Annotated in this window: 16 protein-coding genes; 8 read left to right on the plus strand and 8 right to left on the minus strand. The window is 72.4% G+C overall.

Annotation, left to right across the window (positions count from 1 at the left end; all coding sequences use genetic code 11):
- Positions 1-7 precede the first annotated feature (7 nt).
- The 5 genes from KY469_08965 (at position 8) to KY469_08985 (ending at position 3,970) form a co-directional block, all read left to right on the plus strand.
- Positions 8-679, plus strand: a complete 672-nt coding sequence (locus tag KY469_08965; protein ID MBW3663214.1) for a KH domain-containing protein — start codon at positions 8-10, stop codon at positions 677-679.
- A 67-nt stretch (positions 680-746) separates the two neighbouring features.
- Positions 747-1,313 (plus strand): 16S rRNA (guanine(527)-N(7))-methyltransferase RsmG, encoded by a 567-nt coding sequence (gene rsmG / locus KY469_08970; protein ID MBW3663215.1) that lies wholly within the window; start codon positions 747-749, stop codon positions 1,311-1,313.
- Between the two features lie 46 nt (positions 1,314-1,359).
- On the plus strand, positions 1,360-1,932 hold the full coding sequence (locus tag KY469_08975; GenBank protein MBW3663216.1) for a hypothetical protein: 573 nt from the start codon (positions 1,360-1,362) through the stop codon (positions 1,930-1,932).
- Between the two features lie 23 nt (positions 1,933-1,955).
- Complete coding sequence (locus KY469_08980; GenBank protein ID MBW3663217.1) at positions 1,956-3,074, plus strand: ParA family protein; 1,119 nt, start codon at positions 1,956-1,958, stop codon at positions 3,072-3,074.
- A complete protein-coding gene (locus KY469_08985) occupies positions 3,071-3,970 on the plus strand; it encodes a ParB/RepB/Spo0J family partition protein (protein MBW3663218.1) in 900 nt (299 codons plus the stop codon). The genes KY469_08980 and KY469_08985 overlap by 4 nt, the downstream gene beginning before the upstream one ends.
- Before the next feature lie 51 nt (positions 3,971-4,021).
- Here the strand turns inward: KY469_08985 and rpiA are convergent, their stop codons facing one another.
- From rpiA to KY469_09005, 4 genes are read right to left on the minus strand one after another with little or no spacing between them, the layout of a single operon-like run.
- A complete protein-coding gene (gene rpiA / locus KY469_08990) occupies positions 4,022-4,693 on the minus strand; it encodes a ribose-5-phosphate isomerase RpiA (protein MBW3663219.1) in 672 nt (223 codons plus the stop codon).
- A 39-nt stretch (positions 4,694-4,732) separates the two neighbouring features.
- Positions 4,733-5,428: an HAD family hydrolase gene (locus KY469_08995; protein MBW3663220.1), complete on the minus strand. Its 696-nt coding sequence runs from the start codon at positions 5,426-5,428 to the stop codon at positions 4,733-4,735.
- A gap of 6 nt (positions 5,429-5,434) precedes the next feature.
- Positions 5,435-6,355, minus strand: a complete 921-nt coding sequence (locus KY469_09000) for a D-alanine--D-alanine ligase (GenBank protein ID MBW3663221.1) — start codon at positions 6,353-6,355, stop codon at positions 5,435-5,437.
- A gap of 2 nt (positions 6,356-6,357) precedes the next feature.
- Positions 6,358-7,596, minus strand: a complete 1,239-nt coding sequence (locus KY469_09005; GenBank protein MBW3663222.1) for a PLP-dependent aminotransferase family protein — start codon at positions 7,594-7,596, stop codon at positions 6,358-6,360.
- Positions 7,597-7,710: 114 nt separating this feature from the next.
- On the opposite strand from KY469_09005, the gene KY469_09010 reads away from it, so the two are divergent.
- Positions 7,711-7,881 carry a hypothetical protein gene (locus KY469_09010; protein ID MBW3663223.1) on the plus strand — a complete coding sequence of 57 codons (171 nt, stop codon included), beginning with the start codon at positions 7,711-7,713 and terminating at the stop codon, positions 7,879-7,881.
- Positions 7,878-8,549, plus strand: coding sequence for a hypothetical protein (locus tag KY469_09015; protein ID MBW3663224.1), 672 nt, complete (start codon positions 7,878-7,880; stop codon positions 8,547-8,549). The genes KY469_09010 and KY469_09015 overlap by 4 nt, the downstream gene beginning before the upstream one ends.
- A 68-nt stretch (positions 8,550-8,617) precedes the next feature.
- Here KY469_09015 and KY469_09020 read toward each other — a convergent pair whose 3' ends face one another.
- The 3 genes from KY469_09020 to trxB form a co-directional block, all read right to left on the minus strand.
- Positions 8,618-9,685, minus strand: coding sequence for a peptidoglycan-binding protein (locus KY469_09020; GenBank protein ID MBW3663225.1), 1,068 nt, complete (start codon positions 9,683-9,685; stop codon positions 8,618-8,620).
- A gap of 177 nt (positions 9,686-9,862) precedes the next feature.
- Positions 9,863-10,186 carry a thioredoxin gene (trxA, locus tag KY469_09025; protein ID MBW3663226.1) on the minus strand — a complete coding sequence of 108 codons (324 nt, stop codon included), beginning with the start codon at positions 10,184-10,186 and terminating at the stop codon, positions 9,863-9,865.
- Positions 10,187-10,310: 124 nt separating this feature from the next.
- Positions 10,311-11,261: a thioredoxin-disulfide reductase gene (gene trxB, locus KY469_09030; GenBank protein MBW3663227.1), complete on the minus strand. Its 951-nt coding sequence runs from the start codon at positions 11,259-11,261 to the stop codon at positions 10,311-10,313.
- Positions 11,262-11,383: 122 nt separating this feature from the next.
- On the opposite strand from trxB, the gene KY469_09035 reads away from it, so the two are divergent.
- The gene (locus KY469_09035) at positions 11,384-11,872 is read left to right on the plus strand and encodes a hypothetical protein (protein ID MBW3663228.1); all 489 of its coding nucleotides are present in this window, start codon (positions 11,384-11,386) and stop codon (positions 11,870-11,872) included.
- 114 nt (positions 11,873-11,986) lie between these two features.
- On the opposite strand, the gene KY469_09040 is transcribed toward KY469_09035, so the two are convergent.
- Positions 11,987-12,928, minus strand: coding sequence for a hypothetical protein (locus KY469_09040; protein MBW3663229.1), 942 nt, complete (start codon positions 12,926-12,928; stop codon positions 11,987-11,989).
- Positions 12,929-12,930: the final 2 nt, after the last annotated feature.

Here is a 12,930-nt window from a genome sequence, read left to right on the forward strand (position 1 = left end):
AACCCCCGTGCGACGACGAACCGACACCAAGGCCGACACGCTCACCCAGGCGCTGGCCGCCGCGATCGCGGAACTGACCGAGACGGAGCCCGACGAGGTGGAGCTGAAGCTGGCGGTGCCCGGCCTCGATGAGGACGAGGCGGGGCCGGTTCGGGTGCGCCTGGAGTTCACCGTGGCCAAGGACACCGAGGAACCACAGGAGGAGACGCCGATCTCGGTCGAGGAACTCGACGAGGAGGCCGACGTCGCGGCCGACTTCATCGAGGGCCTGCTCGACCGCATGAAGCTGCCCGGCGACATCCAGATCAGGGTGCTCGAGGACCGTGCGGAGGTCGAGGTCGTGCAGGTCGGCTCGGGGGCGCTGATCGGCCGCCGCGGCGCCACACTCGAGGCCATCCAGGAGCTGCTGCGGTGCGTGCTACAGCGCAAGTTCGAGCGGCGCTCCCGCGTGGCTGTCGACGTCGAGGGCTACCGCGCCCGACGCCTCGAGCGGCTCCTGGAGAAGGCGGACGAGGCGATCGAGGAGGTCCAGGACTCGGGCGAAGCGGTGCGGCTGGAGCCCATGGACGCCTTCGAGCGCAAGGCCGTCCACCGCCGGGTCGCCGAGGCCGAGGGCGTCGGCAGCCGCAGCCAGGGACGCGAGCCGGGACGCCGCGTCGTCATCGAGCCCGACGACTGACCCGCCCCTGAGCGCCGTTCCACGTGGAACACCCCGACGGAGTGAGCGGCCGCGCCACCCCGACACCCTGGCGGCGCTGGCCGCGGCCATCCGGCGCTCGCCGCACAACCTGCTGTCGCCGCGTGCCGTGACCGAGCTCGAGAGCCGCCACCTGCCCGAGTGCGTCGCCTTCGCTGCGGGCCTGCCGTCCGGCCCCGCGTCACTGGTCGACATCGGCAGCGGGGCGGGGCTGCCCGGCCTGGTCATCGCCATCGAGCGCCCCGACCTCGCGGTCACGTTGGTGGAGGCGACCGGGAAGAAGGCGACGTTCCTGCGCGGTACCGCCCAGATCCTGGGGCTGGAGCACGTGGAGGTCGTCCACGGTCGTGCCGAGCAGCTCGGACGCGGAGCGCTCGCCGGCCGGTTCGACCTCGCGACCGCTCGTGCCGTCGCGCCGCTGGCACGGCTCATCGCGTGGGCGCTGCCGCTGCTGCGGCCGGGCGGCACCCTGCACGCGATCAAGGGCGAGCGGTGGCAGGAGGAACTCGCGGACGCCGCCGCGGTGCTGGCGCGCACCGGGGCGCAGGTGATCCACCGCCCCGTCGAGCTACCGCCGGTACCCCAACCGCGGGTTGTTACCATCGCCCGCGCCTGACGGTCTGCGTGTGGCAGATCGACACCGTCGGGCGGAGGGACGCGGGGTGATCTGGTGGCGTCGCGGCGAGCCCGCCCCGCAGGCGCTGCCGCCCATCGCCGCACGGGAGGACGAGGACGTGGAGATGCTCGGGGCACGGGTCCTCGGCGGGGCCGATGACCCCTCCGTGCGCCCCGTGCGCCCCCCGCCCGCATCGACCCGTACCGACCCCGGGTCCGAGCGCTCGCCCGGGAGTGGGTTCCACGTGGAACACGGCGATCGCGCCGCGGCCGGGCCGGTCGAGGGAGCCCGTCAGCCACCGATCGCGGATCCCGAGGCTCTGGCGTGGCGGTGGCGGCGGGGACAGCGCGAGCCACGACCGGCGCCCCCCACCGACGAGCACCAGGCCGTGACCGTCCGCCCCGTCGGCGCGCCCGTGACCGAGGACGCCCCCCGACACGGCGATGCCCCGGCGCCCCGCCCGCGCCAGTCGGCGCCGGTGCGGAGGGTCGGGGGCGGCGGATCGGCGCCGCGGGAGGAGCTCGAACGGGCGCGTCACCTCGCCACCGGCGCGTGGCAGCAGCCGCCCGAGGACGCCGCGCCCTGGGTGCGCATCGCCGAGGAGCTGCGGCGCCCGTGAACGCCCCCACCAGCGAGGACCTGATCGCGGCCGTCCCATGGCCGAGACCCCGCGGTGAGGGCACGCCTCCCGAACGGAGGGCCCGGGTCGTGGCGGTGGCCAACCAGAAGGGCGGGGTCGGCAAGACGACCACCGTCGTCTCGCTCGGGGCGGCGCTGGCCGAGGCTGGCGTCGCGGTGCTCGTGGTCGACCTCGACCCTCAGGGCAACGCCACCACCGGCCTGGGGCTGCGGGGCCACGGGGCGGCGGTGAGCTCGTACGAGGTGCTGGTGGACGGCCTCGGTCTCACGGAGGCGGCGACCGCCACCGAGGTCGCGGGGCTCGACTGCGTCCCCTCCAGCCTCGACCTCGCCGGGGCCGAGATCGAGCTCGTGTCCGCCTTCTCGCGCGAGCAGCGCCTGCAGCGCCAGCTCGACCCGGTCCGCGACCGCTACGACGTCGTGCTGATCGACTGCCCCCCGTCGCTGGGCCTGCTCACGGTCAACGCGCTCACCGCCGCGGACGAGGTCCTCGTCCCCATCCAGTGCGAGTACTACGCGCTCGAGGGGCTCGGTCAGCTCCTACGCACCGTCGAGCTCGTCCGTCGCAACCTCAACCCCGACCTGGCGGTGGGTGGTGTCGTGCTCACCATGTTCGACGCGCGGACCAAGCTCAGCCAGCAGGTCGTGGACGAGGTGCGGGAACACTTCGGTGACGCCGTGCACGACACGATCATCCCCCGCACGGTGCGCCTGTCGGAGGCACCGGGGTTCGGTCAGCCCATCACCGTGTTCGACCCGACCAGCCGCGGGGCGCGCGCCTACGCGCGGCTGGCGCAGGAGGTGGGGCACCGCCTGGGGGTGCTGGAGCGACCAGGGGAGGCAGGCTCCGCCCTCGACCGCCTCCTCGCGCCCACCGGAGCGACCGACCCTGTATCGGAGGCGGCCGGGACGGTCAGCGAGGAGGCCGATCCCGCCCCCGAGGTCGGCGAGCAGGCGGAACGCACCCAGAGCGCTTCTACGCCCCGTTCTGACCGACCCCAGGGCGATCCCCTCGGGCCGTCTGAGCCCGACACGACGCCTCCCGCCCCCGAGACCGGGGTCCCGTGGTCCGAGCCCCACCCGACATCTCCCGCATCCTGGTACGGAGGGACCCCCCGATGAGCAACCGACCCGGCGGTCTCGGCCGCGGCCTGGCCGCCCTCATCCCCCCGGGCACGGGCCCCGTGCTGGTGGAGGTGCCGATCAGCGCGGTGAGCCCCAACCCGCGCCAGCCGCGCGGGGTGTTCGACACCGACGAGCTCGAGGAGCTCGCCACCTCCATCGCCGACGTCGGGCTGCTGCAACCCATCATCGTGCGACCGCTGGGCGACCAGCGCTACGAGCTCGTCGCCGGGGAGCGACGGCTGCGCGCGAGCAAGCTCGCGGGACTGACCCGGATCCCCGCGATCGTGCGCGAGACCAAGGAGGAGAACCGCCTCAAGGAAGCCCTGATCGAGAACGTCCACCGCGTCGACCTCAACCCCCTCGAGGAGGCCGCCGCCTACCGCCAACTGCTCGACGATTTCGGGATCACCCAGGACGAGCTGAGCCAGCGCATCGGCAAGAGCCGCCCCAGCATCTCCAACAGCCTGCGGCTGCTGTCGCTGCCTCCGGCGGTGCAGCGTCGGGTCGCCGCCGGGGTGCTGTCCGCGGGCCACGCCAAGGCCCTGCTCGCGCTCGAGAGCCGCAGCGCGCAGGAACGGCTCGCGGAGCGGGTCGTGGCCGAGGGTCTGTCGGTCCGCGCTACCGAGGAGGCGGCACGTCTGGCCCTGATCGACGACGAGGACGCGGCCGCGACCTCGGGGCGCTCGGGGCGATCCCGACGCCCCCTCAACGCTCCTGGCCTGCAGGAGCTGGAGGAGACCCTGAGCGATGCGCTGCAGGCGCGGGTGCGCATCTCGATGGGGGCACGACGGGGCCGGGTTCAGATCGACTTCGCTTCGGTCGATGACCTGGAGCGGATCGTGGGCACCATCACCCGTGGCCTGTCCGCGGTGGAGGCCCTCGAGGAGGGCTGAAACACCCTCCGCCACAACTGGGAGTAACTTCCAGTCCGGGCTGGAAGATCCTCAGCGGGTCTCCGCGGGCCGCGTGAGGCGCTCGATCGTGCCGTCGGCGCGCCCGAGCAACGCCTCGGTGGCCAACCCCACGAACAGCCCGCAGCACACCACCCCCGGCGTAGCGGTGAGGATCGCATCGGTGCTCGCCGGATCGGCGAGGCCGCCGGGGAAGCGGGCATCGAGCACGACGTTGCCGTTGTCGGTGCGGTACGCCCCGTCGCCCCGGGCCCTGACCGTGAACCCCAGGCGCTCGAGCGTGCGGGTGACCGGCCCGACGGCGAAGGGGACCACCTCGACCGGCAAGGGGAAGGAGTCAGCGAGGGCGTCGACCACCTTGTCGGGCGTGGCGATGACGACGAAGCGGTCGCACAGCGTCGCCACGACCTTCTCACGCAGAAGTGCTCCGCCTCCGCCCTTCGTCAGGGCCAGCTCGCCGGTCAGCTCGTCGGCACCGTCCACACCGAGGTCGAGGCGCTCCACCTTGCCCGGATCGAGCAGCCCGATCCCGAGCTCGCGGCAGCGTGCGGCCGTGGCCTCGCTGGTCGGTACCCCCGCGACCGTCGCGCCGCGCGCGGCGAGGGCGTCGAGGAAGTGGGCGACCGTCGAGCCCGTACCCAGGCCCAGGACCATGCCGTCCTCGACGAGCTCGGCGGCGGCCGCGCCGGCCGCGCGTTTGCCCATGTCGTCAGCCACCGCGGCCCTCCGTGACGGGCCGCGACCCTACCCGTGCTCCTCGTCGGCGACGGGCCACGAGCGCACCAGGGTCGCGAGCTCGCCGAGGCCGTCGAGGACGAGATCGGTCTCGACCTCCTCGGGCAGGTCCTGCAGCCGACCCCAGGGACCGCGACGCAGCCAGCACGTCGACAACCCCGCGGCGGCGGCGGGCAGGATGTCGTTGTCGACCCGATCCCCGACGTACAGGACCTCCGCAGAGGGCACCTCCGCGATCGCGACGACGGCCTCGAAGAAGCCCGGATCGGGCTTCTCGACGCCGATCCCATCGCTCGTGACGACCTCGTCGGCACCCAGATCGAGCGCGCGGAGCTGCTCGCGCCGTCGCTGCGGCTGGTTGCCGGCGAGCACCGTCCGCAGCCCGGCGTCGGCGAGCTCGACGAGGCAGGCGCGCACATCGGGGTACACGTCACTGAGCAGGAAGCCGCCGTAGCGGTCCTCGTGCGTGGCGGACAGCTCGCGCCAGTCGGTGTTGGGTGCGACCTCTGCCAGTGCCAGCTCGTGATCGAGGCCCTGGACGATGGCCGCGCCCATCACGGCGTGGAGGGTGAAGGGCGAGACCCCGAGCAGCTCGGCCCACACCGACCAGACGCGCGTCTCATCGATCACCACCTCGCCGATGTCGAACACGACCGCGCGAGGAGGCGGGTTGACCGGCGGCTCCAACTCAGTGGCCCCGTTCACGACCACTCAGGCCGTGGCCAGCTCGACGAGCCGCGCGCACAGATCGGTGAACGACGACCCCGCGGCCTGGGCTGCCAGCGGCAGCAGCGACGTCTCGGTCAGTCCCGGGCAGGTGTCCAACTCGAGGATCCACGGTCGGCCCTCGGCATCGACGATCAGGTCCGCACGCGACACGTGCCGCGCCCCGACGGCGTCGAAGGCGGTCACCGCGGTGGCGTTGCAGCGCTCGAGCACCTCGGGATCGAGCCTGGCGGGGACGTGGAACTCGGTGGCACCGGCCGTGTAGCGCGCGGCGAAGTCGTAGACGCCCTCCTTCGGCTGGATCTCCACAGCGGGCAGCGGTTCGCCATCGAGGACCGAGACGGCGACCTCGGTGCCGGGGACGAAGCGTTCGATGAGCACCCGGTCGGCGTAGGAGAAGCCCCCCACGATGGCGGCAGGCAGGTCGCTGACCTCCTGGGCGTAGGACAGTCCCAGCGACGACCCACCGTTGGCGGGCTTGACGACCAGCGGCAACCCGAGTTCGCCGGCGATGCGCTCCACGGCAGCCGATGCGCCCATCTCGCGGAACGCCGACTGGCTGAGCGCGACGTGCTCGGGCACGGACAGACCGGCGCGGCGGTACACGCCGTGCGCGATCGACTTGTCCCAGGCCAGTGCCGAAGCCAGCGCGTCCGGCCCGGTGTAGGGCACGTCGAGGACCTCGAGGATCGACTGGATCGTGCCGTCCTCGCCCGCCGCCCCGTGCAGGGCCAGGAACGCGAGGTCGAAGCCGCCCTCGGACAGCCGCGGGACCAGATCGCGGTCGACATCGAGGCGGGTGACCTGGTGTCCGACGTCCACCAGGGCGTCCGCGACCCGGCTCCCGGAGCGCAGACTGACCTCGCGCTCGAGCGAGATGCCTCCGGCGAGGACGGCGATGTGCAGGCTCACAGCGGACCTCCCGGCTGCTCACGTCGGCGCGGTCTGGGCTCGGGCCTCGCCTCGCCGCCGTAGACCGCTTCGACCAGCTCGATCTCCTCGTGCAGCAGCTCACCGAGCCGGACGATGCCCTCGTGGATGCGCTCTGGGGTCGGGAACGAGTAGCACAGGCGCAGCTGGCCACCGCCCTGACCGTCGGCGTAGAAGCCGCGTCCGGGGACGTAGGCCACGCGGTGCTGGATGGCCTTGGCGAGCAGCGCGGACGTGTCGATGCCGGTGGGCAGCGTGACCCACACGTAGAAACCGCCGGTCGGCCGGGTCCAGCTGCAACCGGACGGGAACTCGCTCGCCAGCGCGCCGAGCATCGCCTCGGCACGTTCGCGGTAGACCTCTCGGAAGCGCTTGATCTGCTCCGCCCAGGGCTGCCGGGTCAGCCAGGTCTCGACCACCATCTGGGTGAGGCTGGACGGGCACAGGTCCGCGGCTTCGCGCAGCAGGACGAGCTTGTCGCGGATGGGGGTCGGGGCGGCGATCCAGCCGATACGCGCCCCGGGCGCGAACGTCTTCGAGACCGTGCCCACGTACACCACCCGGTCGGGGATGAGGTCGAGGAACGCGGGCCACGTCTGCCCCTCGAAGTCCAGCAGTCCGTAGGGGTTGTCCTCGAGGACGACGAGGTCGGACTGCTCCACGATCGCGGCGACGCGCTCGCGGCGCGCGGGGGACAGCGAGACCCCGGCGGGGTTCTGGTGGTTGGGGACGGTGTAGAGGAACTTGACGCGCCGGCCCTCCGCCGCGATCTGCGCGAGCGTGTCCTCGAGCGCCTCGGGGAGGATGCCGTCGTCGTCCATGGCGACGTGGCGGACGTCGGCTCGGTGCGACGCCAGCGCCCCGAGCGCCCCGACGTAGGTCGGGCCCTCGCACAGCACAACGTCACCGTCGTCGACGAACACCTTGGTGACCAGCTCGAGTCCCTGCTGGCCGCCGACGGTGACGACGAGGTCGTCGGCGTGCGCCCCGATGCCCTCGAGTGCCATCACGTCGACCAGCCGCTCACGCAGCTCGGGACGCCCCTGGCCGATGCCGTACTGCAGCGCGGTCACGCCGTGGTCGCGCACGACCTCGCTGACCACCTCCTCGACCGCCTGCAGGTCGAGCGCCGCCGTGTAGGGCATGCCCCCGGCGAACGAGACGATCTCGGGTCTGCTCGCGACCGCGAAGAGCGCCCGGATCTCGGAGGCGGCCATGCCACGGACCCGCATCGCGTACCGCTCGAGGTAGGGGTCGGTGTCGAGGCGCAAGGCGGGTTCCGGAGGCAGGGGTAGTCTCGGCCACTGTACCGGCGAGGAGCAGCGGCGATCGTGGCAGGCACGCCCCAGGAACCGCCAGAGGCAGCGATCTCGGAGCTCCGCTACGTCGCGCCGGGAGGGTGGCGCCGGGCGCTGGTCGGCCTGTTGTTCGGGGCGGCGATCGGGGCGGCCGCGGCGCTGGTGCTCCCGCGCGACGAAGGGCCGCGACGGAACCGCCCTTGAGCCGCCCCGTCGCAGCGCTGTCCGCCGATCACCTCGACCGGCTGCCGGGGCGTTGCGCGGCGTGCCTGTTCTGGGAGTTGGGCCGGCCCCGACCCGATCCGCGCGTCCCGTCCGACGGCGACGAGCTCGCGGGCGATGCCAGGGTCCAGAAGGGAGCGTGGATCACGGCGCAGACGCTCGACGGCTTCCCTCCGGGCAGGGTCGTCGTCCGCGACGGTCAGGTCGCCGCCTTCGCGCTGTTCGGCGCCCCCGGGACGTTCGCTCGTCGGCGTCACCCCGTCCCACCTTCCTCGGACGACGCGCTGTTCCTCGCGACGATCCGGGTCGGGGCAGCGGCACGGGGCGGGGGACTGGGCAAGCTGCTGCTGCGTGAGTCGATCCGGGCCGCGGTCGAGTCGGATCTGCGAGCGGTCGAGGCCTACGGCGATCGGCGCTTCCGCGACCACGACTGCGTGCTGCCGTCGCAGTGGCTGCTGCACCACGGTTTCGAGGTGCACGCCGAGCACCCTCGGTACCCGCTGCTCCGGCTCGAGGTCAAGCGCACCCTGCGCTGGGCCGAGTCGCTGGAGCAGGCCTTCGACGAGATCCTCGAGCGCATGCCGCGACGCGTCCCCGTACCGCAACAGGCGCCGATGCCACGCAGCGGTAGCACCCGCGTGGACGGATGACGGGACCCATCCGATGTGAGGGTGTCATGCCTGCCTCCTGGAGGGGGAGGGGCCGGCGTTGCGCCTGGTCATCCCCCCCGCACGTAGGCGTCGAGTGCCCCGATCAGCGCGTCGGCGATGGTGTCCTGGTACTCGCTATCGGCGAGGCGCAGGCCCTCGTCGGGGTGGGTCAGGAACCCGGGTTCGACCACGACCGCCGGGGCCCGCGTCTCGCGGAGGATGGTCGAGGCCGCGGGATGGGCGCGGCAGTTCGGGGCACCGGTGGCCGCAGCCAGCGCGTCGACCGCGCGCTCGGCGAGCTCACAGCCGGCCTCCGATCGTGACTGCGCGGTTCCGAAGTAGTACGCGGCTGCCCCACAGGCGTTGGGCGATGCGAGTCCGTTGAGGTGCAGCGACACGACGAGTTCGACCCCCTCGTCGTTCGCGAGCCGCGCGCGCCGGGACGGCGACGGGGTGTTGCTGGGCCCCCGGGACAGGATCGCCTGGCCTCCGAGCGCGATCAGCCGCCCCACCACCCGGTTCGCGAGCTGCCACGCGATCTCGTGCTCCGGTGTGCCGTCGGGACCGACGACGCCGGGATCGCTGGGACCGTGGGCGGGATCGACGAGCAGGCGGACGCCCACGAGCGAGCCCTGTCGGCCCCGCCGCAGGCCTTCACGTTCCTTCACCGCGACCGCGGGGGCGGACTGGTGCTGGCGGTGCAGTCTGCGCAGCGCGCTCAGGGTGTCGGACCCGGCGATGCCATCGACCGGCAGCCCGACGTTGAGCTGAAAGTCCCGTACCGCACGTTCGGTGTCGGGTCCGTAGATCCCGTCCATGTTGCCCGCATCGAAGCCGAGGTGGTTGAGACGGGACTGCAGCTCGCGGACGTCGTCGCCCCGCAGCATGGGATGACGCGCGTAGAGCGTGCGGTCGCCGAGGTCGTAGCCGGCCTCCACCAGGATCCGCCACGTGTCGGGGCCGACGACCCCGTCGGCGACGAGGCCGCGCCCCTGCTGGAAGGCCCGCACCGCCGCCTCCGTGCCAGCATCGAACACGCCACGGTCGTCGCTGCCGATGTCGAGAGCGAGGTCGGCCAGCCGGCGCTGGACGTCCTCCACCTCGGGTCCCGCGGAGTCGCGGCGGATCACCTGCATGCGCGGAGGTTACGGCGCCCCCATGAGCGTGCGGTCTTCTCGGAAACCCGCGCCGCTCGGTGGCGTGAGGGGCGTGGGCAGGTGCGTGCGCTGTCCCCCGGAAACCCTCGCCTTCGGTGGTTTCCGTTGCACTTCGGAAACCACCGAGCGGCGAGGGTTTCCGAGAAAGCGTGGCGGCTACGGCAGGACGTCAGAGATATCCGAGAGGAGTTGTTCCTTGCCGCGGGCGCCGACGATGCGCTTGATGGGCTCGCCGTCCTTGAAGAGCATCAGCGTGGGGATGGACATGATCCCGTACTGGCGGGCGGTCTGCGGGTTCTCGTCCACGTTCAGCTTCATGACCTTGAGCGTGTCGCGCTGCTCGTTGCCGATCTCGTCGACGATCGGGCTGACCATCCGGCACGGGCCGCACCACTCGGCCCAGAAGTCGACCAGGACGGGCTTGTCGGCCTCGAGGACCTCCTGCTTCCACTGGTCGTCGGTGACCGGTACCGAACCCATGGTCGTGCCTCTCGCTCGTGAACGTGTCGGCGGGGGAACGCGGTGAGGGCGGTGGGTTGTTCCCGCGTCCACCGTTCAGCGTAGACCGGTACCCCGCGTACCCCGGTGACCGGAAGAGCGTGACTCAACCGTGGAGATCGGCGAGGTAGCGCTCGGCATCGATGGCCGCGCGGCACCCGGTTCCGGCTGCGGTCACCGCCTGGCGGTAGGTGTGGTCCATGACGTCACCGCAGGCGAACACACCGGGGACGTTGGTCCTCGTGGTGGGCTCGTCGACCTCGATGTAGCCGAACTCGTCGGTCGTGACGACGCCGTCGACGAGCTGGGTGTTGGGGATGTGCCCGATGGCGAGGAACACGCCGTCCGCAGCCAGCTCGGTGGTCTCGTCGGTCCGGACGTTGCGCAGCTTGACCCCGTTGACCTGGCCGTTCTCACCAGTGATCTCATCGATGAGGGTGTCCCAGATGAAGGCGACGCGGTCGTTCTTCAGCGCCCGCTCCTGCATGATCTTGGAGGCGCGCAGCTCGGACCGCCGGTGGACGACGGTCACCTTCGATGCGAACTTGGTGAGGAAGGTGGCCTCTTCCATGGCGGAGTCCCCCCCGCCGACCACGACGACGTGCTGGTCACGGAAGAAGAAGCCATCGCACGTCGCGCATGCGGACACGCCGCCCCCCCAGTACTCGTCCTCTCCAGGGATCTCGAGCTTCCGTGGGCGCGCGCCGGTCGCCATGATCAGGGCTTGGGCGAACACCTCACGGGCCCCAGTGCGGACCCGGAAGGGCCGGACGTCGAGGTCGATCTCGGTCACGTCCTCGGTCCAGAACGTCGTACCGAACCGCTCCGCCTGAGCCCGCATGTCGCTGATCAGCTGTGGCCCCATGATCCCCTCGGGGAAACCCGGGTAGTTCTCGACGTCGGTCGTGAGCGTGAGCTGACCACCCGTAGGGCCGCCGGCTGTCATGCCCTCGATCACGAGCGGTTCGAGGTTGGCGCGGGCCGTGTACAGCGCAGCGGTCAGCCCTGCGGGACCTGATCCGATGATGACGACGCTGCGGGTCTCGGGTGGCGACATCGCGGGGTGCTCCGGGGGGGGCGGTGGGTCGGCCTGAAGCGTAACGGGGGGTGGCTTCGTGCCATTCCCGCTGCGACTGGCTGACCGCGGGCGGACACGGAGCGGGTGTCTACCCTCATCGCGTGGACACGACGACGACCTGCACCCGGCACGGGACGCCGACCCGCCTGGCGTGCTCGAACTGTGGCACGCCGATCTGCCCGCGTTGCTCGGTCGACACGCCGGTGGGTCAGAAGTGCCCGGACTGCGCGAAGCTGCCCCGCCGGGCCCGCGCGCAGGCGAAGCCGCAGCAGTACGTCAAGGGCATCGCCTACGGCGCGCTCGCCGCGGGGGTCGGGGCGTTCCTGCTCAACCTGCTGTTCGCCAGCTCCGTACCGTTCCTCCGCTGGATCCTCGCCGGCGTGGTCGGATTCGGTATCGGGCGTGCCGTCATCAAGGGAGCGGAGGGCAACCGGGCCTCCACCCTCCAGCGTTCCGCGGTTCTGCTCGGGGTGGTCGCGGTCCTCGGTGGCTGGCTCATCGCCGGGTACCCGCCGCTGCTGGCGAACATCACCGTGATCGGCAGCTACCTCGCCGCCGCCTACGGCGCCTGGCTTGCGTTCGAGAGGTGAGAGCCGGCCGTGTGGCGGGGTGCGCGAGCGGCCGAGACCGCGCTCTCGGCCGCGGGGGATGGCGAGGCCCCTATCGACGGCGCGGATGCGCCGTCGCCAGTACTCGAGCGCTGACTACAGCTGCCACTGGGTGAAGTGCAGGACGACACAGTCGGCGCGGGCGACGGCCCAGACCTCGAGCCGGGTGAACGAGCCGTCGTCGGGTGACGGCGAGGCGAACAGGTACAGCACCGCGGGCTCGCCCTCGAACGTCGCGACCTCGGCCAGCAGCGGGATCAGCGTGTCCGTGGACTCGAGGAGGATCTCGGCCGCGCAGCGCCGCGCATCCTCGACGGGATCGTCCGTGACCCGTGCGGCCTCGGCTCCGTCGGCACTCTCGGTCCCTGCGCCCAGCTCGGCGGACGGCGCGGCGTCGCTCTCGAGGGTGGCGTCGGCGCTCGCGCCGAAGTCGTCCGCGCCGGGAGCTTGGAGGGCGGTCGCCACGTCGCTGGTGTAGCCCAGTTCCTGGGTGTTGCGTTGAGCCAGATCGCGGGCTTCGTCCTGCGACAGGTCGTCGAGGCGGTCGGGGTCGACCACGGCACCGTCGGTCAACGACTCCAGCGTGTCTGCGCGGTAGTCGGTGTCGCTGACCTGGACCAGCGCGAGGGCGTCGTCGGCCGGGCCGGACAGCTCGGTGAGGGCCGTGTCAGCGTCATCCCCGGACAGCAGCGAGGCGACCCCGAAACTCGCCACGCCGATCACTCCGGCGGCGGCGGCCGCGAGGCCGGCGCCCCGGAGGAACCGGGTCCGTCGCTGTTGCCGGCGGGCAGCCAGCTCGTCCGCAGCGCCGTCGGTCCGGGCGAGCTCCTCGCGGAGGGTGGCGCGTAGCCGCCGCGAGAAGTCGGCGGGTGGCTCCACGGGCGGCAGAGCGGCGAGGGCGGCGTCGGAGCGACGGATGGCCTCGAGCTGGCGGCGCAGCGCGGCGTCGCGGGCGAGCCGGGCCTCGAGGGCCGCACGCTCGTCCGCGGGGAGCTCGTCCGCCAGGTAGGCGGCGAGCTTCTCGCCGTTCGCGCTCATGT

The sequence above is a fragment of the Actinomycetota bacterium genome (assembly GCA_019347575.1).
In the GTDB taxonomy this organism is placed as follows: Bacteria; Actinomycetota; Nitriliruptoria; order Nitriliruptorales; family Nitriliruptoraceae; genus JAHWKY01.